Source organism: Rhodanobacter sp. Soil_C_14 (assembly GCF_057657335.1).
Genome location: NZ_JBDGIQ010000003.1, coordinates 1 through 24141, shown reverse-complemented (window position 1 = coordinate 24141; position 24141 = coordinate 1). Strand labels below are relative to the sequence as shown.

23 protein-coding genes and 2 tRNA genes are annotated in these 24141 nt (G+C 67.4%); 21 read left to right on the top strand and 4 right to left on the bottom strand.

All coding sequences use genetic code 11. The features are described 5' to 3' along the window. The 18 genes from AC3A56_RS08625 (at position 1) to AC3A56_RS08540 (ending at position 15498) form a co-directional block, all read left to right on the top strand. Entirely contained in the window at positions 1 to 1554 is a 1554-nt protein-coding gene (locus tag AC3A56_RS08625) for a DHA2 family efflux MFS transporter permease subunit (protein ID WP_056714642.1), read from the top strand. A gap of 88 nt (positions 1555 to 1642) precedes the next feature. Beyond that, positions 1643 to 2140, top strand: a complete 498-nt coding sequence (phaR, locus tag AC3A56_RS08620; protein WP_204108878.1) for a polyhydroxyalkanoate synthesis repressor PhaR — start codon at positions 1643 to 1645, stop codon at positions 2138 to 2140. 124 nt (positions 2141 to 2264) lie between these two features. Beyond that, on the top strand, positions 2265 to 3026 hold the full coding sequence (phbB, locus tag AC3A56_RS08615) for an acetoacetyl-CoA reductase (protein ID WP_487770051.1): 762 nt from the start codon (positions 2265 to 2267) through the stop codon (positions 3024 to 3026). A 230-nt stretch (positions 3027 to 3256) separates the two neighbouring features. Continuing rightward, complete coding sequence (locus AC3A56_RS08610; RefSeq protein WP_487770050.1) at positions 3257 to 4807, top strand: M4 family metallopeptidase; 1551 nt, start codon at positions 3257 to 3259, stop codon at positions 4805 to 4807. Positions 4808 to 4951: 144 nt separating this feature from the next. Next, positions 4952 to 6355: an FAD-dependent oxidoreductase gene (locus tag AC3A56_RS08605; RefSeq protein ID WP_487770049.1), complete on the top strand. Its 1404-nt coding sequence runs from the start codon at positions 4952 to 4954 to the stop codon at positions 6353 to 6355. After that, on the top strand, positions 6348 to 6755 hold the full coding sequence (locus AC3A56_RS08600; RefSeq protein WP_056766159.1) for a DUF3293 domain-containing protein: 408 nt from the start codon (positions 6348 to 6350) through the stop codon (positions 6753 to 6755). Before AC3A56_RS08605 ends, AC3A56_RS08600 begins: the two co-directional genes overlap by 8 nt. A 59-nt stretch (positions 6756 to 6814) precedes the next feature. Next, the gene (gene ccmA / locus AC3A56_RS08595; RefSeq protein ID WP_056714660.1) at positions 6815 to 7450 is read left to right on the top strand and encodes a cytochrome c biogenesis heme-transporting ATPase CcmA; all 636 of its coding nucleotides are present in this window, start codon (positions 6815 to 6817) and stop codon (positions 7448 to 7450) included. Continuing rightward, a complete protein-coding gene (ccmB, locus tag AC3A56_RS08590; RefSeq protein WP_487770048.1) occupies positions 7443 to 8132 on the top strand; it encodes a heme exporter protein CcmB in 690 nt (229 codons plus the stop codon). Before ccmA ends, ccmB begins: the two co-directional genes overlap by 8 nt. Positions 8133 to 8141: 9 nt before the next feature. Next, positions 8142 to 8900, top strand: coding sequence for a heme ABC transporter permease (locus AC3A56_RS08585; RefSeq protein ID WP_487770047.1), 759 nt, complete (start codon positions 8142 to 8144; stop codon positions 8898 to 8900). Further along, positions 8897 to 9103 (top strand): heme exporter protein CcmD, encoded by a 207-nt coding sequence (gene ccmD, locus AC3A56_RS08580; RefSeq protein WP_056766166.1) that lies wholly within the window; start codon positions 8897 to 8899, stop codon positions 9101 to 9103. The genes AC3A56_RS08585 and ccmD overlap by 4 nt, the downstream gene beginning before the upstream one ends. A gap of 24 nt (positions 9104 to 9127) precedes the next feature. Beyond that, positions 9128 to 9613 (top strand): cytochrome c maturation protein CcmE, encoded by a 486-nt coding sequence (gene ccmE, locus AC3A56_RS08575; RefSeq protein ID WP_200946173.1) that lies wholly within the window; start codon positions 9128 to 9130, stop codon positions 9611 to 9613. After that, positions 9610 to 11595: a heme lyase CcmF/NrfE family subunit gene (locus AC3A56_RS08570; RefSeq protein WP_487770046.1), complete on the top strand. Its 1986-nt coding sequence runs from the start codon at positions 9610 to 9612 to the stop codon at positions 11593 to 11595. The genes ccmE and AC3A56_RS08570 overlap by 4 nt, the downstream gene beginning before the upstream one ends. Further along, a complete protein-coding gene (locus AC3A56_RS08565) occupies positions 11592 to 12134 on the top strand; it encodes a DsbE family thiol:disulfide interchange protein (RefSeq protein WP_487770045.1) in 543 nt (180 codons plus the stop codon). Before AC3A56_RS08570 ends, AC3A56_RS08565 begins: the two co-directional genes overlap by 4 nt. Then, positions 12134 to 12580, top strand: coding sequence for a cytochrome c-type biogenesis protein (locus tag AC3A56_RS08560; RefSeq protein ID WP_487770044.1), 447 nt, complete (start codon positions 12134 to 12136; stop codon positions 12578 to 12580). Before AC3A56_RS08565 ends, AC3A56_RS08560 begins: the two co-directional genes overlap by 1 nt. Continuing rightward, complete coding sequence (locus tag AC3A56_RS08555; protein WP_487770043.1) at positions 12577 to 13629, top strand: tetratricopeptide repeat protein; 1053 nt, start codon at positions 12577 to 12579, stop codon at positions 13627 to 13629. Before AC3A56_RS08560 ends, AC3A56_RS08555 begins: the two co-directional genes overlap by 4 nt. Positions 13630 to 13631: 2 nt before the next feature. Continuing rightward, positions 13632 to 14756 carry a homoserine O-acetyltransferase MetX gene (gene metX, locus AC3A56_RS08550; RefSeq protein WP_487770042.1) on the top strand — a complete coding sequence of 375 codons (1125 nt, stop codon included), beginning with the start codon at positions 13632 to 13634 and terminating at the stop codon, positions 14754 to 14756. Positions 14757 to 14803: 47 nt separating this feature from the next. After that, positions 14804 to 15385 (top strand): cysteine dioxygenase family protein, encoded by a 582-nt coding sequence (locus tag AC3A56_RS08545; RefSeq protein WP_056714687.1) that lies wholly within the window; start codon positions 14804 to 14806, stop codon positions 15383 to 15385. A 27-nt stretch (positions 15386 to 15412) separates the two neighbouring features. Then, positions 15413 to 15498: transfer RNA gene (locus tag AC3A56_RS08540), tRNA-Leu, on the top strand. A 39-nt stretch (positions 15499 to 15537) separates the two neighbouring features. Here AC3A56_RS08540 and AC3A56_RS08535 read toward each other — a convergent pair. Further along, positions 15538 to 17475 (bottom strand): SUMF1/EgtB/PvdO family nonheme iron enzyme, encoded by a 1938-nt coding sequence (locus AC3A56_RS08535; RefSeq protein ID WP_487770041.1) that lies wholly within the window; start codon positions 17473 to 17475, stop codon positions 15538 to 15540. 109 nt (positions 17476 to 17584) lie between these two features. Between AC3A56_RS08535 and AC3A56_RS08530 the strand changes: the two genes are divergently transcribed. Both AC3A56_RS08530 and AC3A56_RS08525 read left to right on the top strand, forming a co-directional pair. Beyond that, entirely contained in the window at positions 17585 to 18700 is a 1116-nt protein-coding gene (locus AC3A56_RS08530; RefSeq protein WP_487770040.1) for a ribonuclease D, read from the top strand. A 177-nt stretch (positions 18701 to 18877) separates the two neighbouring features. Next, positions 18878 to 18953, top strand: a tRNA-Ala gene (locus AC3A56_RS08525). Positions 18954 to 19007: 54 nt separating this feature from the next. Here the strand turns inward: AC3A56_RS08525 and AC3A56_RS08520 are convergent. The 3 genes from AC3A56_RS08520 to ppk1 all read right to left on the bottom strand — a co-directional run bounded on the left by AC3A56_RS08520 (position 19008) and on the right by ppk1 (position 22491). Next, positions 19008 to 19211, bottom strand: a complete 204-nt coding sequence (locus AC3A56_RS08520) for a hypothetical protein (protein ID WP_204108890.1) — start codon at positions 19209 to 19211, stop codon at positions 19008 to 19010. After that, positions 19208 to 20245, bottom strand: a complete 1038-nt coding sequence (locus tag AC3A56_RS08515; protein WP_487770039.1) for an alpha/beta hydrolase — start codon at positions 20243 to 20245, stop codon at positions 19208 to 19210. Before AC3A56_RS08515 ends, AC3A56_RS08520 begins: the two co-directional genes overlap by 4 nt. Before the next feature lie 83 nt (positions 20246 to 20328). Next, positions 20329 to 22491, bottom strand: a complete 2163-nt coding sequence (gene ppk1, locus AC3A56_RS08510; protein WP_487770287.1) for a polyphosphate kinase 1 — start codon at positions 22489 to 22491, stop codon at positions 20329 to 20331. Positions 22492 to 22734: 243 nt separating this feature from the next. On the opposite strand from ppk1, the gene AC3A56_RS08505 reads away from it, so the two are divergent. Next, the gene (locus AC3A56_RS08505; protein ID WP_487770038.1) at positions 22735 to 23982 is read left to right on the top strand and encodes an MFS transporter; all 1248 of its coding nucleotides are present in this window, start codon (positions 22735 to 22737) and stop codon (positions 23980 to 23982) included. Positions 23983 to 24141 lie beyond the last annotated feature (159 nt).

Genomic DNA, 24141 nt, shown 5'->3' with positions numbered 1-24141 from the left:
ATGGCCGCCACCCCGAACGACGCCACGCCGTTGAAGCCGCTGCAGGGCGGCGCGCTGGTCCTGCTGACCATCGCTGTCGCCTTCAGCACCTTCATGGAGGTGCTGGACATGACGATCGTCAACGTCTCGGTACCACATATCGCCGGCAGCCTCGGCGTCAGTCCCAGCGAAGGCACCTGGACGATCAGCTCGTACGCGCTGGCCAGCGCGATCATGCAGCCACTCACCGGCTGGCTGGCCCGCCGTTTCGGCGAGGTGCGTACCTTTATCGCTTCGGTGGGGTTGTTCGTGCTGTTCTCGATGCTGTGCGGCATGGCCACCAGCATGCCGATGCTGGTGATCTGTCGCCTGCTGCAGGGCGCCGGTTCCGGCCCGATGGTGGCGCTGTCGCTGGCCTTGCTGCTGTCCAGCTATCCCAAGGCGAAACAGGGCATCGCGCTGGCGCTGTGGGCGATGACCGTGGTGGTGGCGCCGATCTTCGGACCGATCCTGGGCGGCTGGCTCACCGACAACCTGTCATGGCCGTGGATCTTCTACATCAACGTGCCGGTCGGCGCGCTGGCCGCGATCATCACCTGGGCGCTGCTGCGCAAGCGCGAGACGAAGACCTTCAAGGCGCCGATCGACGTGATCGGGCTGACCCTGCTGGTGGTCGGCGTGGGCGCGCTGCAATTCATGCTGGACAACGGCAACGACAACGACTGGTTTTCCTCGCCGATGATCCTGACCCTGGGCATCGTCGCGCTGGTCTGCCTGACCTTCCTGATCGTGTGGGAGCTGTTCGCCAAGCACCCGGTGATCGACCTGTCGCTGTTCAAGTCGCGCAACTTCACCGTGGCGGTCATCGCGCTGTCGCTGGGCATGATGGCGTTCTTCGGCATCAACGTGGTGTTCCCGCTGTGGCTGCAGATCACCTTGGGCTACACCGCCACTTGGGCCGGCCTGGCCAGCGCGCCGGTGGGCGTGCTGGCGTTCGTGATGGCGCCGATCATCGGCGCCAACATCCAGCGACTGGAACTGCGCGCGGTGGTGACGTTTGCCTTCATCGTGTTCGCGGTCACCTCGTTCTGGTTCGCCGGCTTCGACAGCTCGGCGTCGTTCAGCACCCTGGTGCTGCCGCGCTTCGTGATGGGTATCGGCATCGCCTGTTTCTTCATTCCGCTCAACCAGATGTATCTGTCCGGCCTGCCCGCGGATCAGGTGGCCAGCGCGTCGGGACTGGCCAACTTCTGCCGCACGCTGGGTTCGAGCATTTCCACCGCCGCCACCGTGACGCTGTGGCAGCACCGCGGCGAATATCACCATGCGGTGCAGACCGAGCACGTCAACGCGGCCGCGCCGGCGGCGACACACTTCCTGCAGCAACTCCAGCATGGCGGCTTTTCTTCCACCCAGAGCCTGGGCATCGTCGACCAGTTGATCACCCGCGAGGCACTGACCCTGGCAGTGAACGACGTGTACATCGTCTGCGGCGTGATGTTCCTGGCGCTGATTCCACTGATCTGGTTCGCCCGGCCACCGTTCGGCAATACCGGTGGCGCCGTCGGACACTGAGCCGCCGAAAATGCTGCAGCCTTGCACTGCAGCATGAATGGAGCGGTGCGACTGGTGCGACGCAATATCTTCTGCTAGCTTGTGACGCATGGCACAAACCAAGCGCACCATCAAGAAGTACCCGAACCGGCGTCTTTACGACACGGAAATCTCCAGCTACATCACGCTGGAGGAAGTCCGCCAGCTGGTTTTGGACAACGAGGATTTCGAGGTTCGCGACGCCAAGAGCGGCGAAGACCTGACCCGTTCGGTATTGCTGCAGATCATCTCCGAGCACGAGGACAAGGGGCAGCCGATGCTGTCGCCGCAGCTGCTCAGCCAGATCATCCGCTTCTACGGCGATTCGCTGCAGGGCTTCATGGGGCCTTACCTGGAGCGCAGCCTGCAGGTGTTCCTCGACCAGCAGACGCAGTTCCGCAGCCAGCTCAACAGCCTGATGGGCCAGACTCCCTGGAACACGCTGAACGACCTGACCGAGCGCAACATGGCCGCGTTCCAGGCGATGCAGCGCGGGCTGATGGACACCGCCGCCCAGGTCATGCCGACGCCGCCCGGCGGCACCCGCGGCGGCAAGAAGTCCGGCTGATCCGGACCCGATCGACGGCGCGCATCGACGCGCCGTCCGTTTGTCAGCCCCACCTTTTCTGATTCGGCCGTTGCAGCACAGCACGTGCTGCCTTGCGCCATGATCCTCCCATGGACGCACTGCGATGAGCCCAGCCACCCTTCCCCAACGCATTGCACTGGTCACCGGCGGCATCGGCGGCCTGGGTACGGAAATCTGTCGCCAGCTGGCCGGCGCGGGACGTCGGGTGATCGCGCTCGACCTTGCCCCGCGCGAAGAGCGCGTGGCCGCGTTCCACGACGAAGTGGCCGCGTTCGATGGAGCGATCAGCTTCGCGCCGGTTGACGTCAGCGACTTCGACGACTGCCGCGCGGTGATCGAACGCATCGAGCAGCAGCACGGCAGCGTCGACATCGTGGTCAACGCCGCCGGCATCACCCGCGATGCCAGCCTGCGCAAGATGACCGCGCAGCAATGGCATGAGCTGATGCACGTGAACCTCGACGGCGTATTCAACCTGTGTCGTCACGTCGTCGACGGCATGACCGCCCGCGGCTTCGGCCGCATCGTCAACATCAGCTCGGTCAACGGCCAGACCGGCCAGTTCGGTCAGACCAACTACTCCGCGGCCAAGGCCGGCGTGCACGGCTTCACCATGGCGCTGGCGCGCGAGACCGCGCGCAAGGGCGTCACCGTCAACACCGTCTCGCCGGGCTATTGCGACACGCCGATGGTGGCCGCGGTATCCGAAGAGATCCGCGCGCAGATCATCGCCGGCATTCCGGTCGGCCGGCTTGGTTCGCCCGCCGACATCGCCCGTGCCGTGGCCTTCCTCGCCGCCGACGAAGCCGGCTACATCACCGGCGCCAACCTGCCCGTCAACGGCGGGTATTTCATGAGCTTCTGAAGGCGGCTTGCCGAGGAGCTCATCCAACCAGGTCTCCACACCGGCTTCACAAACGGCATCACGCTGTGAAATGTTCTTATTGACCGGTAGCCGCGGACCGCCGTAGCGTCCAGCGATCCGGCCGCCGATCTGTTCGGGGGGACTGCCTGCGTCCGGACCGCAAGACGCGCCATGACCGGAAGAGCCGGCCGAGTGCGTCTGTCCAGTCACGCTTTGGGAGGGGAACACTGATGATGCACAAACCACTTGTCGTTGCGTTGTTGGGAGCCATCGGCCTGGCAGCCATGTCCGACGCCGGGGCCGCCACGCACACCCGCGTCCAGGCCCAATCCATGGGAATGATCGCACCCGCCGCGCTCGCCAACCGCATCGGCCTGGACGCCGACGCCGCGCTGTCACCGCGCCGCCAGGCACGCACCGCCCACGGCACCCTGAAAACCCGTGAACAACAGACCTTCCGCGGCGTGCCCGTGTACGGTCGCAACGTCGTGGTGGAACACGACCACAGCGGCAACGTCCTCGGTATCAGCGGCGAAGTTTCCCGCGGCCTCGATCACGACATCGCCTCGGTCGCGCCGGTCCTCAGCGGTGCCCGCGCCGTTGCCCTCCTGCGTTCACATGCCGGCCTGCTGCCCTTCGGCATTGGCGTCAACGGCGTGCGGGAAAGCGACATCCAGAATGCGAAAAGCGACCTGTACGTCTACGCCGAGGGCAACCGCGCCCGCCTCGCCTACCTCACCTCGTTCTTCGTCGATCGCAACGGTACGCCGACGCGCCCGATGGCGATCATCGACGCCAACACCGGGGAAGTGATCGAGTCCTGGGAAGGCCTCACCACCAAGGGCAAGCCTGGCGGCGGTGGTGGCACCACCGGCACGCCGGCGCTCGCCACTGGTGCCGGCGGCAACCAGAAGACCGGCCAGTACTTCTACGGTACCGACTACGCCGCGCTGGCGGTCACACAGTCCGGCTCCACCTGCACCATGCAGAACCCGGACGTGAAGACCAACAACATGGCCGGCAGTACACGCCGTGGCACGCTGTGGAGCTTCATCTGCCCGAACAGCAGCGGCGATGCCGTGAACGGCGCCTACTCGCCGATCAACGACGCGCACCACTTCGGCAGCGTCGTGCACGACATGTACAACGACTGGCTGGGCGCACCGCCGCTGAACTTCCAGCTGGTGATGAACGTGCACTACGGCCGCAACTACGAGAACGCGTTCTGGAACGGCTCGTCGATGAACTTCGGCGACGGCGCCAGCTACTTCTACCCACTGACCTCGCTGGACGTGACCAGCCACGAGATCAGCCACGGCTTCACCGAACAGAACTCCAACCTGCAGTACTCCGGCCAGTCCGGCGGCATGAACGAGGCGTTCTCGGACATGGCGGGCGAAGCGGCCGAGTACTTCGACCGCGGCAGCAACGACTGGCTGGTCGGCGCCGAGATCATCAAGAACGGCACCGCGCTGCGCTGGATGTGCACGCCCACGCTGGACGGCGACTCGATCGGCAACGCGGCGGATTACTACAGCGGCCTGGACGTGCACTATTCCAGTGGCGTCTACAACAAGGCGTTCTGCACGCTGGCCAAGTCGTCCAACTGGAACACGAAGAAGGCCTTCGAGGTCTTCGCGCGTGCCAACGAGATGTACTGGACGGCCACTTCCACGTTCAACTCGGGCGCCTGTGGCGTGGAAAACGCCGCGGACGACTACGGCTACTCGCGTAGCGACGTGGTGGCGGCGTTCAACGCGGTCGGCGTGACCTGCCAGTAAGCCATCGGCAAACGCATGACCGGAAAGGGCCGGCCCGCCAGGGTCGGCCCTTTTTCTGTGCCTCCGGCCGCATGAAAGTCACCCGGGATTGCAGTCCCGCCCTGCTTGCGGAACAGTGGGCGAACTTCATCGACGGATCGCAGCATGGCGCAGCAACCCATCACCCTCATCGGCGGCGGCCTGGTCGGCGCGTTGCTGGCGCAGCAGCTGGCGCAACGCGGCTTTGCGGTCGAGGTGTTCGAGAAGCGGCCCGATCCGCGGCTGGCCGGCTTTCTCGGTGGCCGCTCGATCAACCTGGCGCTGGCCGAGCGCGGCCTGCAGGCCTTGCGCAGCGCCGGGCTGGCCGACGACGTGCTGCAACGGGCGGTGATGATGCGCGGCCGCATGGTGCACGATCGCGACGGCCACAGCGCGCTGCAGCGCTACGGCGTGGACGACAGCGAGGTGATCTGGTCGGTCTCGCGCGGCGCCTTGAACATGCTGCTGCTGGATGCGGCCGAGGCGGCGGGGGTCACCTTTCACTTCGGCCAGAGCCTGGTCGCCGCCGATTTCGGGCAGCAGCGCATCCGGCTGGCGGACGACGCGGGCGTGGAACGCGAACAGGCGGTGGGCCTGCTGATCGGTGCCGATGGCGCCGGCTCGGCCTTGCGCGCGGCGATGAACGCCCATGCGCCGCTGGGCGAGCGGATCGAAGCGCTGGGCCACGGCTACAAGGAGCTGGAAATTCCGCCCGCCCATGAGCTCGCAACCACGCTGCAGCAACTCGGCGGCGGTCGCGACCAGTACGCGCTGGAGCCGCATGCGCTGCACATCTGGCCGCGCGGCGGCTACATGTGCATCGCGCTGCCGAACACGGAAGGCAGTTTCACGGTCACCCTGTTCCTGCCCGCGCAAGGCGCGGCGCCCAGCTTCGCCACCTTGCCCGACTCGACCGCAGCGGCAGCGTTCTTCAGCGAACAATTCCCCGGCCTGCTGTCGCTGATCCCGCGCTTCGCCGAAGACTTCGACCACAACCCGGTCGGCACGCTGTCCACCCTGTACATCGACCGCTGGCATCTGGACGGCCGCGCGCTGCTGGTCGGCGATGCGGCACATGCCATCGTGCCGTTCCACGGCCAGGGCATGAACTGCGGCTTCGAGGACACCGTGGTGCTGGCGAACCTGCTGGCCGCGGCGCCCGCCGACAGCGCCGAGGTGTTCGCCGAGTTCCAGCGCGTACGCCAACCCAACGCCGACGCGATCGCCGCGATGGCGCTGGAAAACTACGTGGAAATGCGCGACTCGGTGGCCGACCCGCACTACCTGGCCAAGCGCGAACTGGGCGCGCTGCTGGCCGCCCGCATCCCCGCCCATTACATGGCGCGCTACCGCATGGTCACCTTCACCCACCTGCCCTATGCCTATGCGCTGGAACGCGGCCGCGCCCAGGATCAATTGCTGGAACAACTGCTGCGCGAGAATCCGAACGTGGCGACGATCGATATCGACGCGGCGGCAGCGTTGTTTGTCTCCACCCTGCCTCCGCTGCCGGCGCTGCGTCATGGATGAGGCCCTGCTCGAAGCGTTCCGCTCGACCGCGTACCACGTGTGCATCGACACGGTGAACTGGGCCACGATCCGGGTCGACCTGCCCTTGCCCGCCGCATTGGCCGAGGTGGTCGGCGGCCGCTCGTGGGCCTTCATCACCGCCTGGAATCCGCAGGCACGCCGCCGCGCACCGGCCGAGAACCTGGCCGCCCAGCACGCCTTGCTGGGCGCTCTGCAGGCGCAGCCCGGCGCCATCGTGCTGCCGGCGATCGGGGTGGGCAGCAGCGGCTGGAGCGAACCCAGCCTGTTCGCCATCGGTCCGGACCTGGCCATCCTCGATGCACTGGCGAGGACGCACGGGCAGCTGGCCTATGTGCACGGCGAGGCCGCCGGCGCCGCCCTGCTGCGCACCGTGGCCTGAAGCTTCAGCGGCAGTGCGCCGCATGGACAGCATCGACGCCATTGCGGACAATCGCGGGAATGACTGCCGCCAGCACCGCCGTGCCCCTGCTCGAAGCGCGGGCCCTGAGTTTCCATCGCCAGGACGAACCGGTGTTCGCGCCGCTGGATTTTCAGCTGCACGCGGGCGAACTGGCCCTGGTCGAGGGCGACAACGGCAGCGGCAAGACCACCTTGCTGCGCATGCTGGCCGGCCTGCTCCACCGCGGCGAAGGCGAACTGCTCTGGCGCGGTGAGGCGCTGCAGCGCGACCAGTGCGCAGGCCAGATCCTGTTCCTCGGTCACCAGCTCGGCCTCAAGGCGGACCTGAGTCCCCGCGAAAACCTGCGCATCGCCGCTGGCCTGCACGGCACCCGCGAAGGCCTGGGCATGGCTTCCGTGCTGGCCGACATCGGCCTGCGCGGTTACGAGGACGAGCCGGTGCGCCGCCTGTCGGCCGGCCAGAAGAAACGCGCGGCGCTCGCCCGGCTGGTCCTGCTGCCGGCCACGCTGTGGCTGCTCGACGAGCCGTACGCGAACCTGGACCGCATCGGCATCGCCCTGGTGAACCATTTGCTGGAGAAACATACCGACGCCGGCGGCGCGGCGATGGTCACCAGCCACGGCACGGTGAGCTTCCACGGCGGCGAGCCGCGACGGATCCGCATGCATGGCTAAGCATCCCGGCCTTGCCACCGCCTGCGCCGCGATGCTGCGGCGCGACCTCACCCTGGCCTGGCGTCGGCGCGGCGACATCGCGATGCCGGTGCTGTACGCGCTGATCGTGACCATGCTGTTCCCGTTCGCGCTGGGGCCGGAAGACACCTTGCTGCAACGGATCGCCAGCGGCGTGATCCTGGTCACCGTGCTGCTGGCGATGCTGCTGGCGCTGGATGCGATGTTCTCCAGCGACATCGAGGACGGTTCGCTGGAGCAACTGGTGCTGGCGCCGCAGCCGCTGGCGCTGATGCTGGGCATGAAAATCCTTGCGCACTGGATCACCACCGCGCTGCCGCTGATCGTGATTGCGCCGCTGATGGCCGCGATGCTGCACCTGCCCGGCGCGGTGATTCCCGTGCTGTTGCTGGCCCTGCTGCTGGCCACGCCGCTGCTGAGTCTGCTGGGCGCGGTGCTGGTGGCGCTGACGGCCGGCACCCGGCGCTCTGGTATGCTGCTGGCCTTGATGTTGCTGCCTTTGTGCGTACCGGCCGTGATCTTCGCCGCCGGCGCCGTGGCGGCGGCCCAACAGGGTCTGCCGTGGCTTGCACCGATCGCCTGGCTCGCTGCCTCGCTGGTGCTGGCCGTGGTGCTGGCGCCGCTGGCCTGCGCCGCCGCCCTCCGTATTGCCCTGGACGCATGACGATTCACCATGTCTAACTGGATTCCGCTCTGGTTGCACCGGCTGAGCTCGCCGCCAACCTTCTACCGCTTCGCCGGAACGCTGCAGCCATGGGCGATGACGCTGGCCCTGTTGCTGGGTGCGGTGGCCCTGTACGGCGGCCTGGTGCTGGCCCCGGCCGATTACCAGCAAGGCGATGCCTACCGGATCATCTTCATCCACGTGCCCAGCGCGTGGATGGGCATGTTCATCTACGCGGTGATGGGCGTGGCCGGCTTCATCGCGCTGGTCTGGCGAATCAAGCTGGCCGAGGTCGTGGCGATGCAATCGGCGCCGATCGGCGCGGCGTTCACCTTCATCACCCTGGTCACCGGTTCGCTGTGGGGCAAACCGATGTGGGGCACTTGGTGGACCTGGGATGCGCGGCTTACCTCCGAACTGGTGCTGCTGTTCCTGTTCCTGGGCGTGATCGGCCTGTACCACGCTTTCGAGGATCGCCGCCAGGGCGCCCGCGCCGCCGCCTTCCTCGCCATCATCGGCGTCATCAACGTGCCGATCGTGCATTTCTCGGTGAACTGGTGGAACACCTTGCACCAGGGCAGCACGGTCAACGTGTTCGGCAAATCCACCATGTCCTGGGACATGCTGTGGCCGCTGCTGACGATGATGCTGGCCACCAAGTGCTACTACGCCGCCAGCCTGTTCCGCCGCGTGCGCACCGACCTGCTCGAGCTGGAAGGCGGCAAGGACTGGGTGCGCCAGATCGCCGAAAGCGAGGCCGACCGATGAACGCCCTGCAGCATTTCCTGGCGATGGGCGGTTACGCCGCCTATGTGTGGCCGGCCTATGCGCTGTTCTTCGTCGTGCTGATTGCCGACACCGTCGCGCCGCGCCTGCGCCGCCACCGTGTGCTGCGGGAACTTCGCGCACGGCTGGCGCGTCAGAGCGTGCGTCAGGAACGCAAACCCCCTTCCACTCCAGCATCCCCCTGACCGGGGCGGTTTTTGACCATGCCCATGAACCCCACCCGCAAGCGCCGACTCACCATCGTGCTGTCGATCCTCGCCGCGGCCGTCGTCGCCGCCGTGCTGGTCGTGCTGGCGCTGCAGAACAACATGAACTACCTGCTGACGCCGAGCCAGGTGCAGTCGGGCGAGGCGGCCAGCTACAAGACCTTCCGCCTCGGCGGCATGGTCAAGGCCGGCTCGATCCAGCGCGCCAGCGACTCGCTCAAGGTCACCTTCACCGTGGTCGACGCCGGCGGCGCGATGCCGGTGGAGTACACCGGCATCCTGCCCGACCTGTTCCGCGACAACCAGTCGGTGATCGCCACCGGCCACATGGACAACGCCCGCTTCGTCGCCACCGAAGTGCTGGCCAAGCATGACGAGACGTACATGCCGAAGGAGCTGAAGGACGCGATGGCCAAGGCGCACGAAGGCAAGAAGGTCGAAGAAGGCGCTGCAGCTCAGGACGCCATGCAAGGAAACCCCAAGCCATGACCCCCGAACTCGGCCAACTCGCGCTGATCCTCGCCCTGCTGCTGGCGCTGGCGCAGAGCATCCTGCCGCTCGTCGGCGCGTGGCGCGGCAATCGTGCGCTGATGGCGGTGGCGCGCCCGGCCGCGGCCGGTCAGGCGGTGTTCGTGGCGATGGCGTTCGGCATCCTGGCCTGGGCGTTCCTGCGCTTCGACTTCTCGGTGCAGTACGTGGCCGACAATTCGAACCTGGCGCTGCCGTGGTATTACCGCATCGCCGCGGTATGGGGCGCGCACGAGGGCTCGCTGCTGCTGTGGATCCTGATCCTCAACGTGTGGACGATCGCCCTGGTGGCGCTGAGCCAGAAGCTGCCTGAGGTGTTCGCTTCGCGGGTGATCGCGGTGATGGGCCTGATCGCGGTCGGCTTCCTCGCCTTCATCATCTTCACGTCGAACCCGTTTGGACGGCTGTTGCCGATGCCGGGCGACGGCGCGGACCTGAACCCGGTGCTGCAGGACCCGGGCATGACCTTCCACCCGCCGATGCTGTACATGGGCTACGTCGGCTTCTCGGTGGCGTTCGCGTTCTCGATCGCCGCCCTGCTCGGCGGCGAGCTGGAACAGGCCTGGGTGCGCTGGGCGCGGCCGTGGACCAACATGGCCTGGGCCTTCCTCACCTGCGGCATCGTCGCCGGCAGCTGGTGGGCGTATGCCGAACTGGGCTGGGGCGGCTGGTGGTTCTGGGACCCGGTGGAGAACGCCAGCTTCATGCCGTGGCTGGTCGGCGCCGCGCTGATCCATGCGCAGGCGGTCACCGAGAAGCGGGGCTCGCTGCGTGCATGGACCATCCTGCTGTCGATCTTCGCGTTCTCGCTGTCCCTGCTCGGCACCTTCCTGGTCCGCTCGGGCGTGCTCACTTCGGTGCATGCGTTCGCCTCCGATCCGCGCCGCGGCGTGTTCATCCTGGCCTTCCTCACCATCGTGGTCGGCGGCTCGCTGCTGCTGTACGCGCTGCGTGCACCGAAGGTGCTGGGCGGCAAGGCGTTCAACGTGGTGTCGCGCGAAACGGTGTTGCTGATCGGCAACCTGATGTTTGCCGTGGCGGCGGCGATGGTGCTGCTGGGCACGCTGTTCCCGCTGATCGGCGATGCGCTGAACCTGGGCCGGATCTCGGTGGGCCCGCCCTACTTCGGCTTCCTGTTTCCGCTGCTGATGGCGCCGGTGGTGCTGCTGATGCCGTTCGGCCCGTTCCTGCGCTGGGGCAAGGGCGACGCGCCGGTGCTGAAGGGACTGCTGCTGCGGGTGCTCGTCGCCGCGCTGGCCTGCGCGATCGTCGCGGCCTTCCTGGTCGACGGCAACCTCAAGGCGATCGTCGGCGTCGCCGCAGGCGTGTGGGTGGTCGTCGGCGTGCTGCTGTATACGCTCAAGCGCTGGCGTGAGGCACCGCGTGGCCGGCGCTATCCGGGCGAGATGGCCGGCATGCTGCTGGCGCATCTGGGCGTGGGCATCTTCGTGATCGGCGTGCTGCTGTCCGAATCGCTCAGCGTGACGCGCGACGTGCGCATGGCGCCCGGCGAAACCCAGCACATCGGCAGCTACGATTTCCGCTTCGACGGCGTGCACCACACCACCGGCCCGAACTGGACCGCCGACCAGGGTACCGTCACGGTCACCCGGGGCGACAAACAGATCGCCGTGATGCACCCGCAGAAACGCACCTACCCGCGTGGCCAGGTACAGACCGAATCAGCCGTCGATGCCGGCGTCACCCGCGATCTCTACGTGGCGCTGGGCGAGCCGATGGACGCGAACAACCTCGAAGGCGCGTGGGCGCTGCGGCTCTACACCAAGCCGTTCATCCGCTGGATCTGGGGTGGCGGCCTGCTGATGATGCTGGGCGGCGTGGTCTGCGCCACCGACAAGCGCTTCCGCCTCAAGCGGGCGGCGAAGGCTGAAGGCGTCGTCGATGCCGGCGCCACGCTGCAGGTCGGGGAAAGCCGCGCATGAACCGCCTGCTTCCTTTCATCGGCTTCATGCTGCTGGTCGGCCTGTTCGGCTTCGGCATCTGGTGGAACACCCAGCACGATCCGAACGCGATCCCCACGCCGCTGCTGAACAAGCCGGCGCCGGAGTTCAACCTGCCCAAGCTGTACGAGCCGGCGCAGAAGGTCAGCAAGGCCGACCTGCTGGGCAAGCCCTACCTGCTCAACGTGTTCGCCAGCTGGTGCATCGAATGCGGCGTGGAGCACCCGGTGCTGAGCGCCGAGGCGCCGACCCTGGGCGTGCAGCTGGTCGGCTACAACTACAAGGACCCGCCGGCGGACGCGAAGAACTGGCTGGCCAAGCACGGCAATCCGTACGCCCTGCTGATCGCCGACGAACCGGGCAACACCGCGATCGACTTCGGCGTGTACGGCGCGCCGGAAAGCTTCCTGATCGATGCGAAGGGCGTGATCCGCTACAAGCACATCGGCCCGATCACGGCCGAGGTGATGGCGAAGGAACTGAAGCCGGCGATCGCGGCGATGCTGAAGGAGGCGCCGTGATGCGCCGGTTGCTGCGGGTGTTCCTCGTCGCTTCGCTGCTGGTGGGCGGCTTCGCTTACGCGCAGGCGATCGAGCCGATGCCGTTCAAGGATCACGCGCAGGAACTGCGCTTCCAGCACCTCACCCATCAGCTGCGCTGCCCGATGTGCCAGAACGAGACGCTGGCCGACTCCAACGCGCCGATCGCCCGCGACCTGCGCAACCAGATTTTCAGGATGATGCAGGAAGGCAAGAGCGACGACGAGATCAGGCAATACCTGGTCGCCCGCTACTCCGAGTTCGTGCTGTACGACCCGCCGCTGACCGTCGGCACTTCGTTGCTGTGGTTCGGCCCGCTGCTGATCCTGCTGGGCGGCGCCGGCGTGGTGCTGGTGCTGATCCGCCAGCGCAGTCGTGCCGCCCGCACCATGGATGAAACACCAACCGATTCCGGGGACGACTGGTGAAGATCGCTTTTGTCGTGATTGCCGCCGCGATGGTCGCGGCGGCGCTGGCCTTGTTGCTGTTGCCGCTGCTGCGCCAGGGCCGTGAAGCCGGCCGCCCGCGCAGCGTGTTCGCGCTGGCCCTGCTGATCGCCCTGGTGTTGCCGCTGGGCACCGGCACGCTGTACCTGCTGGTGGGCACGCCCAACGCGTTGAACCCGGCCAGCAAGCAGGCACCGCCCTCGCTGACCATGGACCAGGCGCTGACCGAACTGCGCACCCATCTGCAACAACAACCGGACGACCTGCAGGGCTGGATGCTGCTGGCCCAGACCAGCAGCATGCTGCGCCAGCCGGCGGATGCGCGCGACGCCTTCGGGCACGCACTGAAACTGGACCCGAACAACGCCGAGGCGATGATCGGCTGGGCCGAAAATGATTCGATGACGCGGGCCGACCATCGCATCGAGGGTCGCGCGCGCGAGCTTCTCGTGCAGGCGGTGAAGCTGCATCCGGACAGCCAGCGCGGCCTGTGGCTGCTCGGCATCAGCGATTTCCAGAACGGCGACTACCGCGACGCCGCCGCCACCTGGCGTTTGCTGCAACCGCAGCTGGAACCGGGCTCGAACGTGGCCAAATCCGTCGCCGAACAGATCGCCGTGGCCGATGCCCGCGCCGGCGGCGCACCGGCCGGCGCATCGTCGAGCGCCGCCGCCAGCGCCCCGCAAGGCGCCGCGCTGCAGGTGCAGGTCGCGCTGGCGCCGGCGCTGAAAGGCAAGCTGGCCGCGGGCGACGTGCTGTTCGTCTACGCCCGCTCGCCGGATGGCCCGCCGATGCCGCTGGCGGTGGCGAAACTCGATCCCGCCAGCCTGCCCGCCACGGTCACGCTGACCGACGCGATGGCGATGACGCCGGCGTTCAAGCTGTCCTCGGTTGCGCGGGTCTTCGTCGGCGCGCGGATCAGCCACGGCGGCCAGCCCGAGGCCCGGCCCGGCGACCTGGAAGGCGACGCCGGGGTGGTCGCGGTGGACAGCACGACGCCGATCAAGATCAGCATCGACAAGGTGCATTGACGATGGGCGACGCGCGCCGTTACCTCGCCCTGTCCTCGCCCTTCCCGATGAAGCGCGGCGGCGAACTGCACGGCGCGCACGTCGCCTACGAAACCTGGGGCACGCTGAACGCGGCCCGCGACAATGCCGTGCTGGTGCTGACCGGCCTGTCGCCCAGCGCACACATGACCTCATGCGACGAGGACCCGACGCCCGGCTGGTGGCAGGACATGGCCGGCCCCGGCAAGGCGATCGACACCGGGCGCTGGTTCGTGATCTGCGTGAACTCGCTGGGGAGCGACAAGGGCTCCACCTGCCCCGCCTCGAACGACCCGGCCACCGGCGAAGCCTATCGGCTGAGCTTCCCCGAACTGGCGCTGGAAGACGTGGCCAACGCGGCGCACGCCGTGGTCGACAGCCTGGGCATCACGCAACTGGCCTGCCTGATCGGCTGCTCGATGGGCGGCATGAGCGCGCTGGCCTACATGCTGCTGCACCCGGGCAGCGTGCGCACCCACATCAGCGTGGACACCGCGCCCCAGGCGCAGCCGTTCGCGATCGCGATCCGCTCGCTGCAGCGCGAGGCGATCCGGCTCGATCCGCAGTTCAACGACGGCCGCTACGACATCCATGCCACGGAGGGCGGCAGTTATCCCGACTTGGGCATGAGCATCGCGCGCAAGCTCGGCGTGATCACCTATCGCTCGGCGATGGAGTGGAACGGCCGCTTCGCCCGCATCAGGCTCGATCCGGAGCAGCGCGAGGACGAACCGTTCGGCCGCGAGTTCCAGGTGGAGTCCTACCTCGAAGGCCACGCCCGGCGCTTCGTGCGCAACTTCGACCCGAACTGCTACCTGTACCTGTCGCGCGCCAGCGACTGGTTCGACATCGCCGAATACGGCCACGGCAGCGTGCACGAAGGACTCAAGCGCATCCACGTCGAACAGGCCATGGTGATCGGCGTCAGCACCGACATCCTGTTTCCGCTGCAGCAGCAGGAACAGATCGCCGAAGGCCTGCACGCCGCTGGTGCCCGGGTCGAGTTCGTGGCGCTGGATTCGCCGCAAGGCCACGACGCGTTCCTGGTCGACATCGAAAACTACAGCCACGCCATCGGCGGCTTCCTGAACCGGCTGGCGGCCGGCTGATCGCCGCGCTGCTAAGCTACACAGCTCCCGCATTCCCCGAGAACGCCATGCTTACCCTGGATTTCCCCGGCAGCCGCACCCTGATCGACGCCATCGACGCCGCCGTGGCCAAGTCGACCACCCACGAGCTCACCGACAGCCTGCGCAACAGCCTGTGCAGGATGATCCGCGACAAGTCGGTGACCCTGCCGGAATGCGTGTTCGAGGCGAATGCCGAACACTACGCGCGGCGCGAGCTGTACCGCAGCGAAGAGCACGGCTACTGCGTGGTGGCGATGACCTGGGGCCCGGGCCAGGGCACGCCGATCCACGACCACGACGGCATGTGGTGCGTCGAGGGCGTGTGGAACGGTGCGCTGGAGATCGTGCAATACGAATTGCTGGAACACGACGACAAGCGCTACTGCTTCCAGCCGGTCGGTTCGATCCAGGCCGGCGCCGGCTCGGCCGGCAGCCTGATCCCGCCGCACGAATACCACAGCATCCGCAACCCCAGCGACGACGCGGTCACCGTCAGCCTGCACATCTATTCCGGCCCGATGGTCCGCTGTTCGGTGTTCCAGCCCCTGCCCGAGGACCGCTGGTACGGACGCGACGTGCGCCAGCTGGGACTCGACCGCGTGCACTGAACCCGGCATAATCCCCCGCTCACACATGCCGGTGTGGCGGAATGGTAGACGCGGCGGACTCAAAATCCGCTTGTGGTGACACAGTGGAGGTTCGAGTCCTCTCACCGGTACCAGCTTTCGAAGAACCCCGCCTCGCGCGGGGTTTTTCATGCCTACAGCTCGCGCACCACGCGGAAGCCCACGCGAGCGCTGCGGGCGTCGCCGTTGGCGCCCTGGCGGTAGGCCGATTCGACCTGTTCGGGCGAACTGCCCCAGGAACCGCCGCGCAGCACGTGGGCGCGGCAGCCGGGGTTGACCCAGGCACTGCCGTCGGTGGGCGCACGCAGGTAGCTGTCGTGCCAGCAGTCGACCACCCATTCGGAAACGTTGCCGTCGATGTCGAACAGGCCGAACGGGTTGGCGGCGAAGCTCATCACCGGCGCCGGCCCCCAGTGGCCGTCGCGATAGCCGCGGAAGGCGTTGCTCCAGCGTCGGCCACTGCGTGAGCGGTCGGCGGAGCCGGTCAGGTTCTCCACCGGGTGCGACGGCACCCCGTCGCCCCACCAGTAACGTGTCTTCGTGCCACCGCGCAGCGCGTACTCGAACTCCGCTTCGCTGGGCAGTCGATAGGTCTTGCCGGTGCGTTGCTGCAGCCACGCCGCGTAAGCCGTGGCGTCGGCCCACGACACGTTCACCACCGGCAGGTTGTCCTCGGCCTTGCGACCGGCGTAATCGTCTTCCCAGGTGGCGGTGCTGTCGTCGCGCAGGACGCCGCTGCGCTCGTCGTACACGCTGGCGCCACCCAGCCGGATCGAATCGGGCACGTAGCCACTGGCACGCACGAACTCGCGGAACTGGGCCACCGTCACCGCGCTGCGCGCCATCGCGAAACCGGTGGCGATGGTCACCGCATGTTGCGGTTGGGACGAGGCGAGCCGATCGCTGTCGCTGGCCGATGCACCCATCATGAAACTGCCGGTGGGAATCACCACCATGGTGGGCGCCTTGCCCGGCAGGTCGACATAATGGTCGGCAAAGGCCTGGCCGGGCTTGTAGCTGGCGTAGAGACGCGCGTTAACCAGTTGCTCGTCGAGCGCCGGCAGCCCTGTCAGGTCCGGATCGATCGCGCGGACCTGCCCGGCCAGCTTGATGGCCAGGGTCACGTTGCCGGCATCCAGCGCGGTATGCGCCTGGGCAAGTATTCCGCGGGCACGCTGCTCGCGCATGTCGTCCACGCGCTGGTGCACGTCGCGCATCTGCTGGGTACCTGGACGGATCTGTTGCGCCCTGGCCAGTTCGCGGTCGGCGCCGGCGAAATCGTTCTGCGCCACCGCCGCCAGCGCCCGGTCCAGCACGGCGCGCTGCACCTGCAGGATGCCCTGCTCGGCAACGGCATTCTGCGGGTCCAGCTTCTGCACGTCGCGATACAGGTCCAGCGCGCTGCCACCATCGGGGCGGTCGGCCTTGCCCTGCTGCAGCAGGCCCGCTGCCCGGGCCAGCATCGGGCGCACCTTCTCCAGCGTCTGCAGGCCGGTTTCCAGTTGCGCCACTTCGGCTTCGGCGTTGGGCAGCGTGCGCAAGGCGTCGAGCAGGTCATGCGCGGCGTCCACGTCACCCACCGCGATGTCCTGGTCGATCTCCGCCACCAGGCGCGCGCGCACGTCGAACAGACCCTGCACGGCGCGGCGGCTGTCGGGCTTCTGCTTCAACGCCTGCTCGAACAGGGCCGCAGCGCTGTCCTCGCCGCCGGCCAGCGCGCCCGCATGCAGCGCCCTGGTGGCCTTGTCGAGCAGGGCCACCACTTCGGGCGGGTCGGCGCTGAGCTGTTTGGGCAGGTCGGCCTTGGCGCTGTTGCGCGCGGCGATCACCGCGGCCGGCGCCAGGGTCAGCGGCGGCCCGGCATTGAGTTCGCTGATCGCCGTTGCGCGCTCCGGCTGCAGGCCGCTGCCCGGCGTCGCGGTGCCCAGCGACATCGAACGCCGCGGCGCCTGGGTCGGATCGACGTGGAACAGGCGCGGAAAAAAGTGATAGGTCAGCGCAAACCCCAGCACGATCACCCCCAGCGCACCACCGAGAAAACGCTGACGCTGCAGGTTGGCGTTGTTCGGCATGGATGGGCGTCCTTGGGCGCGGCCTGTTATCGTGCGCTGCTCACCATAGGCACAAACCGCCGACAGGGCAATCCGCGCGAGTGACCGCGCCGCCTTCCAAGGAGTACCGATGTCATTGCCCGAAACCCCTGCCGCCGACTGGATCGACACGCTCGACGCGCTGCAGGCATGGCTGGCCACGATACCGGCAGACGCCGCCGTGGGCCTGGACACCGAGTTCATGCGGCGCAATACGTTCTATCCGCAGCTGGCCCTGCTGCAACTGGGCTGGAACGGTCGCTACGCCCTGGTCGACCCGCTGGCCTTCGACATCGGCCCGGCGTTGCAGCCGCTGCTGGGCGCTGGTCCGGCCGTCACCATCATGCACAGTGCCAGCGAGGATCTGGAAACCCTCTCGCCGCTGCTGCCCGATGGCCCGCACACACTGTTCGACACCCAGATCGCCGCCGCCTTTGTCGGCATGGGCCTGGGCATCAGCTATCGGGCGCTGGTGGCCGAACTGGCCGGCGACGAACTGGACAAGGGCGAGACTCGCTCGGATTGGCTGCAGCGTCCGTTGACCGCGTCGCAGCGCAGCTATGCCGCGCTGGACGTGGTCTATCTGAAAACCATCCACGAACAATTGAACGAACGCCTGCGCCAGCGCGACCGCAGCGCGTGGCACGCCGAAGACTGTGCCCGCCTGAAGCAGCGCGCCAGCCATCGTGACGGCGACCCGCAGCCGCAACGTGCGCTGCGTGGCGCTGCCGAATGGTCACCCGAACGCCAGGCCCTGCTGCGCCGCCTGCTGCTGTGGCGCGACCGCAGCGCGCGTCGACTCGACGTGCCGCGCCCCTGGCTGCTCGACGACAATCTCGCACTGAACCTGGCCGAGTTGCCGCCGACCCATCTGGCCGACCTGGAACAGCGCAGCCGCGGCCAGCGCGCCCTGCGCTCGGCGCAACGCAGCGAACTGTTCGAGCTGATTGCGCCCACCGTCAGTGCCGAGGAAATCGCGACGACCGCAAAAATCCCGGCCCACCCACAGGGCGCGGCAAAGAAGGCGCTGGGCGAGATGAAGCAGCTGGTCGACATCCGCGCCGGCGAACTAGACCTGCCGCCCGGCCTGCTGTGCCCGCGCAAGGTGCTGGAGGAATACGTGGTCACCGCCGAATGGCCGGACTTCCTCGAAGGCTGGCGCCGCGAGGTGCTGCACGACGACCTGCCCGGGCTGCTGCCGGACTGAGCGCCTGCGTCCTGGTCCGTCGTTCGACCGGGACGCAGGCGCGCAGCGCGAAGTCGAAAGGCTCACCCGTCCGCGCAAGCCCCTCCGGCACAGGGTCGATGGATCGCCGCGCTTCACCATCCGCCAGCCGGGGTCTTGGCGAACCCCACCCACGCTGCTAATATTCGCGGCTTCCGTGGGGCGGTAGCTCAGCTGGGAGAGCGCCACGTTCGCATCGTGGAGGTCGTGGGTTCGATCCCCATCCGCTCCACCACGGATTTGCAGAAAAGCCCGCGGCTTCCGCGGGCTTTTTTCTTGGGCGTTCGCCTCACAGGCTGACGAACCGGGGAATCGCGACCAACACCACGCCGACGATGATCAGCCACGCGGTACCGCTGACGAAATACGGAAACACCATCAGGGCGATGCCGCAGACCAGCGGCACGATCGCGCGCTGCTTTCTGCCGTAGACGAAGAAGCCCAGCCCGATCGAGCCGAACAGCAGACCCCACCACAGCGTCGAGGCGTTCAAGGCAGCTCCCCACCGTTCATCCCGTGCCGATGCATCGTACTCCGGCGACCCGTGTACTCAGCAATGATCACCGGCAACGCGGCGGCGCGCGCTGCGCGGTCGTCCAGCAGACGCGCGACCGCGGGATCGAGCGTGGCCATGAAGCTCTCGACGGCCAGCGTGTAATCCGAAGGCAGGCCCAATTGGCGGTTGATCTCGGCATGGGACAAGTCTTCTTCCAGCACGCTGGCGTGGCTGCCGAACGAGCGCGCCTTGTCGACGAAGGCGTGCGACTGCGCGCACGAATCGACCCGCCGGCTGGAGCACACGGCAAGGAACGGCGCGATGCGGCCGCGCAGGCGCTGCAGGGGCGACGCGGCGCGCCACTCGGCGTGATCGGCACCGAACGCCTCGTCGAACAATGGAAGATGGCGCGACTGCATGGTCTGCACCACGTCCAGGCTGCCGCCATCCAGGGAGATCGTGCCCAGCCAGGGTTGCGCACCCTGCGCCCGCGCCAGCCCGGGTTCGGCGCCGATCAGGGCGACCAGGTGGGCGCCGGCAGAATGGCCCATCAGGATGAAGCGTTGCGCATCGCCGCCCCACTGCGGTGCCTGCTGTTGCGCGCTGGCCAGGGCGCGGGCCACGTCGGTAGCCTGCTGCAGCGGTGCGGTATCCGGGCGCATGCGGTAGTTCACCGAGATGACGATGAAGCCGCGCGGCAACCAGCGCGCGAGCTTGTTCGCCACCACGTTCGCCATCACCTTGTCGCCGCGACGCCAGCCGCCGCCGTGCACCATCAGGATCACCGGTGCGCGCCGGGCATGCGGCGGTGCGTAGACGTCGAAGCGCTGGCGCGAGTCGCCGCCGTAGGCCACGTCGTGGATCACGCGGGTGCCTGCCGGCAGCGCGACCGGGACGGACGCCCCGGCCGTCGCGCGTCGTTGCATCAGCGCATCACGCAGGTTGCCGGCTGTGGCCGGCGGGCTGGCGCTGAGCAGGATCAGCGCCGCGGCGGCGATGGCAGGCATCCATCCGAAAGGCAGTCGGTACATCGCGCACCCCGCAGCAGGTCGGTGACGAAACACTCCTGCAACGCGATGGAACGGAAACGGTGGACAAGCCGGCGATGGGCGCGTCAACGGCCGGTGACAGCCCCGCAGATCTTCTCCAGCAACCCGGCCTGCATGTCGCGCACGGGTTCGCCCGCGGCCGGCGGCAGGCGCAGGTATTCGCCGTCGGCCTGCAACACGGAGGCGCCCACGTTGTCGGCCAGGCACAGTTCCAGTGTCTCGTGGATGCGCTGTTGCATACGCTTGCCCTCGATCGGGAACGCCGTCTCCACGCGGCGATCGAGGTTGCGCTCCATCAGGTCCGCGCTGGAGAGATACAGTCGCGGCTCGCCGTCGTTGGCAAACCAGTACACGCGGCTGTGTTCGAGGAAGCGGCCGATGATCGAACGCACCCGGATGTTCTCCGACACGCCCTCGATGCCCGGCCGCAGGCTGCAGATGCCGCGCACGATCAGGTCGACCTGCACGCCGGCCATGCCAGCCTGGTACAGCGCCCGGATGACGTTCGGTTCGGTCAGCGCGTTGAGCTTGAGGATGATCCGCGCCGGCCGGCCTGCCGCGGCGTGCGCCGCTTCACCGGCGATCATTTCCAGCAGCCGGGGCTTCAGCGTGAATGGCGCATGCAGCAGCTTCTTCATGTGCAGCACGGTGCCCATGCCGGTCAGTTCGCTGAACAGCTTGTGCACGTCCTCGCACAACGCCTCGTCGGAGGTGAGCAGGCTGTAGTCGGTGTACAGCCGCGCATTGCCGCTGTGGTAGTTGCCGGTGCCAAGGTGGGCATAACGCACCAGCTCGCGGCCTTCGCGGCGCTGGACCAGCATCATCTTCGCGTGCGTCTTGATGCCGACCACGCCGTAGATCACCATCGCGCCAGCCTGCTGCAGGCGCGAGGCCAGGCTCAGGTTCGACTCCTCGTCGAAACGCGCACGCAGCTCGACCACCGCGGTGACTTCCTTGCCCGCGCGGGCCGCGTCGACCAGCGCGTCGACGATTTCGGAATTCGCGTTGGTGCGGTACAGCGTCTGCTTGATCGTCAGCACCTGCGGGTCGGCCGAGGCCTGGCGCAGCAGATCCACCACCGGCGCGAACGACTCGTACGGGTGCAGCAGCAGCACGTCCTGCTTGCCGATCACCTGGAACAGGTCGTCGGTGTGGCGCAATTCCTTCGGCAGCGCAGGCGTGAACGGCGGGTACTGCAGGCGCGGGTAGTTCACGTGGCTGGCAATGCGGAACAACCGCGCCAGGTTCACCGGGCCATTCACTTCGTACAGCTCCGACTCGGTCAGGCCGAACTGCCTGAGCAGGTGCTCGGCCAGGTCCCTGGGACAGTTGTCGGCGACTTCCAGCCGCACCGCATCGCCGAAGCGACGCGAATAGAGTTCGCCGCGCAAGGCCAGCGCCAGGTCCTCGACGTCCTCCGGGTCCAGCGTGAGGTCGGCGTTGCGGGTCAGCCGGAACTGGTAGCAGCCGAGCACGTCCATGCCGGGGAACAGCTCGTCCACGTGGGCATGGATGATCGAGGACAGCAGCACGTAGTTGTCGCCGCCCTCGCAGATCTCCGCCGGCATCTGGATCAGCCGCGGCAACACGCGCGGCGCCGGCACCACGGCCAGGCCGGAGTCGCGGCCGAACGCATCGACACCATCCAGCCGCACGATGAAGTTGAGGCTCTTGTTGACCAGCAGCGGGAACGGATGAGTCGGGTCCAGTCCGATCGGCGTCACCAGCGGCGCCACCTCCGCCCGGAAATGGCGGCGCACCCACAGCTTCTGCTTCTGCGTCCACTGCTGGCGCCGCACGATGCGGATGCCTTGCGCGGCCAGTTCCGGCAGGATGCGCTCGTTGAGGATCGCGTACTGCCGCTCGATCTGCCGGTGCGCGATCTCGCTGATCATCAATAGCGCACGCTTCGGCGGAATCCCGTCCGGGCCGATCAGCTCGTGATCCAGCGCCACCTGGCCCTTCAGCCCGGCCACCCGGATCTCGAAGAACTCGTCCATATTGCGCGAGAAGATCAGCAGGAACTTCAGCCTTTCCAGCAGCGGCGTGCGCTCGTCCAGCGCCTGGTCCAGCACGCGGATGTTGAACTGCAGCTGCGACAACTCGCGGTGGATGAACAGCCGGGGATCGCCGAGGTCCACCGCCGGCGCGATCGCCGTCGAGGCATCGTTGGCGGCCGGCGTCGCGGTGCCGGGCGGCGAGCTCTCGTGGATCAGGCGGCTGTTCATGGTGACACCGGCTTGGCTCATGCAGGAATACGTCGGGACATCGTAGCGCGGCAGGGGCAAGGCCCGGGTGACGACGGCCGCGACGGGTCATCCCCGGCTCAGTCTGCCGCACGCGCCTGACGGTCAGATGACAAGTCGGCCCGGTGGAAGCACGACGCCGTACCCCTGGCACATGCGGGTTCGCCGCCACTGTCCTAACGTAGGGCCTCCCCGCGTCGTACCCCACCCAGTCAAACACCGCCCATGCAGACCCGCGTCGAAAGCGCTCCGCTCTCCCCTTCCGCGATCCCCGCATCCACGACTTCCATCCCCGCCAGCGAACCCACCCAGTTCGCCGTGCTCGGCGGAATCAGCTTCGCGCACATGCTCAACGACATGATCCAGTCGCTGATCCTGGCGATCTATCCGTTGTTGAAGGGAAGCTTCCACCTGAGCTTCGCCCAGGTCGGCCTGATCACCCTGACCTTCCAGCTCACCGCCTCGCTGCTGCAGCCGCTGGTGGGCATGGTCACCGACAAGCGACCGATGCCTTACTCGCTGCCGGTCGGCATGGGCTTCACCCTGTGCGGCCTGCTGTTGCTGGCGGTCGCGCCGAATTTCCCCGTGCTGCTGCTGGCCGTGGCCCTGGTCGGCACCGGTTCGTCGGTGTTCCATCCGGAATCGTCGCGGGTGGCGCGGATGGCTTCCGGTGGTCGACATGGCCTGGCGCAGTCGCTGTTCCAGGTCGGCGGCAATACCGGCTCGTCGCTGGGTCCGCTGCTGGCGGCGTGGATCATCGTGCCGCACGGGCGCGGCAGCGTGGCGTGGTTCTCGCTGGCCGCGCTGCTCGCCATCGTGGTGCTGCTGCAGGTGGGGCGCTGGTACGGCCGCCATCACGTGGCACGCAGCAAGTCGCCATCGCGGCATCTGGACGTGATCACCCTGTCGCGCAACCAGATCATCGGCGCGCTGGCGATCCTGGGCCTGCTGATCTTCTCCAAGTATTTCTATCTGGCCAGCCTCAGCAGCTATTACACCTTCTACCTGATCCACAAGTTCGGCGTGTCGGTGCAGAGCGCCCAGGTGCACCTGTTCGTGTTCCTGTTCGCCGTCGCCGCCGGTTCGCTGATCGGCGGACCGGTGGGCGACCGCGTGGGACGCAAGTGGGTGATCTGGGTGTCGATCCTCGGTGTGGCCCCGTTCACCCTGTTGCTGCCCCACGCGAACCTGATGTGGACGGGTGTGCTCACGGTGGTGATCGGCCTGATCCTGGCCTCGGCGTTCTCGGCGATCCTGGTCTACGCGCAGGAGCTGATTCCCGGGCGCGTCGGCATGATCTCGGGACTGTTTTTCGGCTTCGCCTTCGGCATGGGCGGCATCGGCGCCGCGATACTCGGTGGCCTGGCCGACGCGCACGGCATCGAATATGTCTATGGCCTGTGCGCGTATCTGCCGCTGATGGGGCTGATCACGGTGTTTCTGCCGAATATCGAGAAGCGGGTTCGCGATTGATGCGCGCGCGGGGCGCTTTGGCTCAAAGCGGGAGAGCTGTTCGTCCTCCGTGCAGTGGATAAGCCTCATTTTCTGAAGCAAGAGCTCAAGTGCAGAGCGGTCGATCGCCTTCGGCGACCGAGTCACTTTTCTCTTGCGTGGCCAAGAGAAAAGTAACCA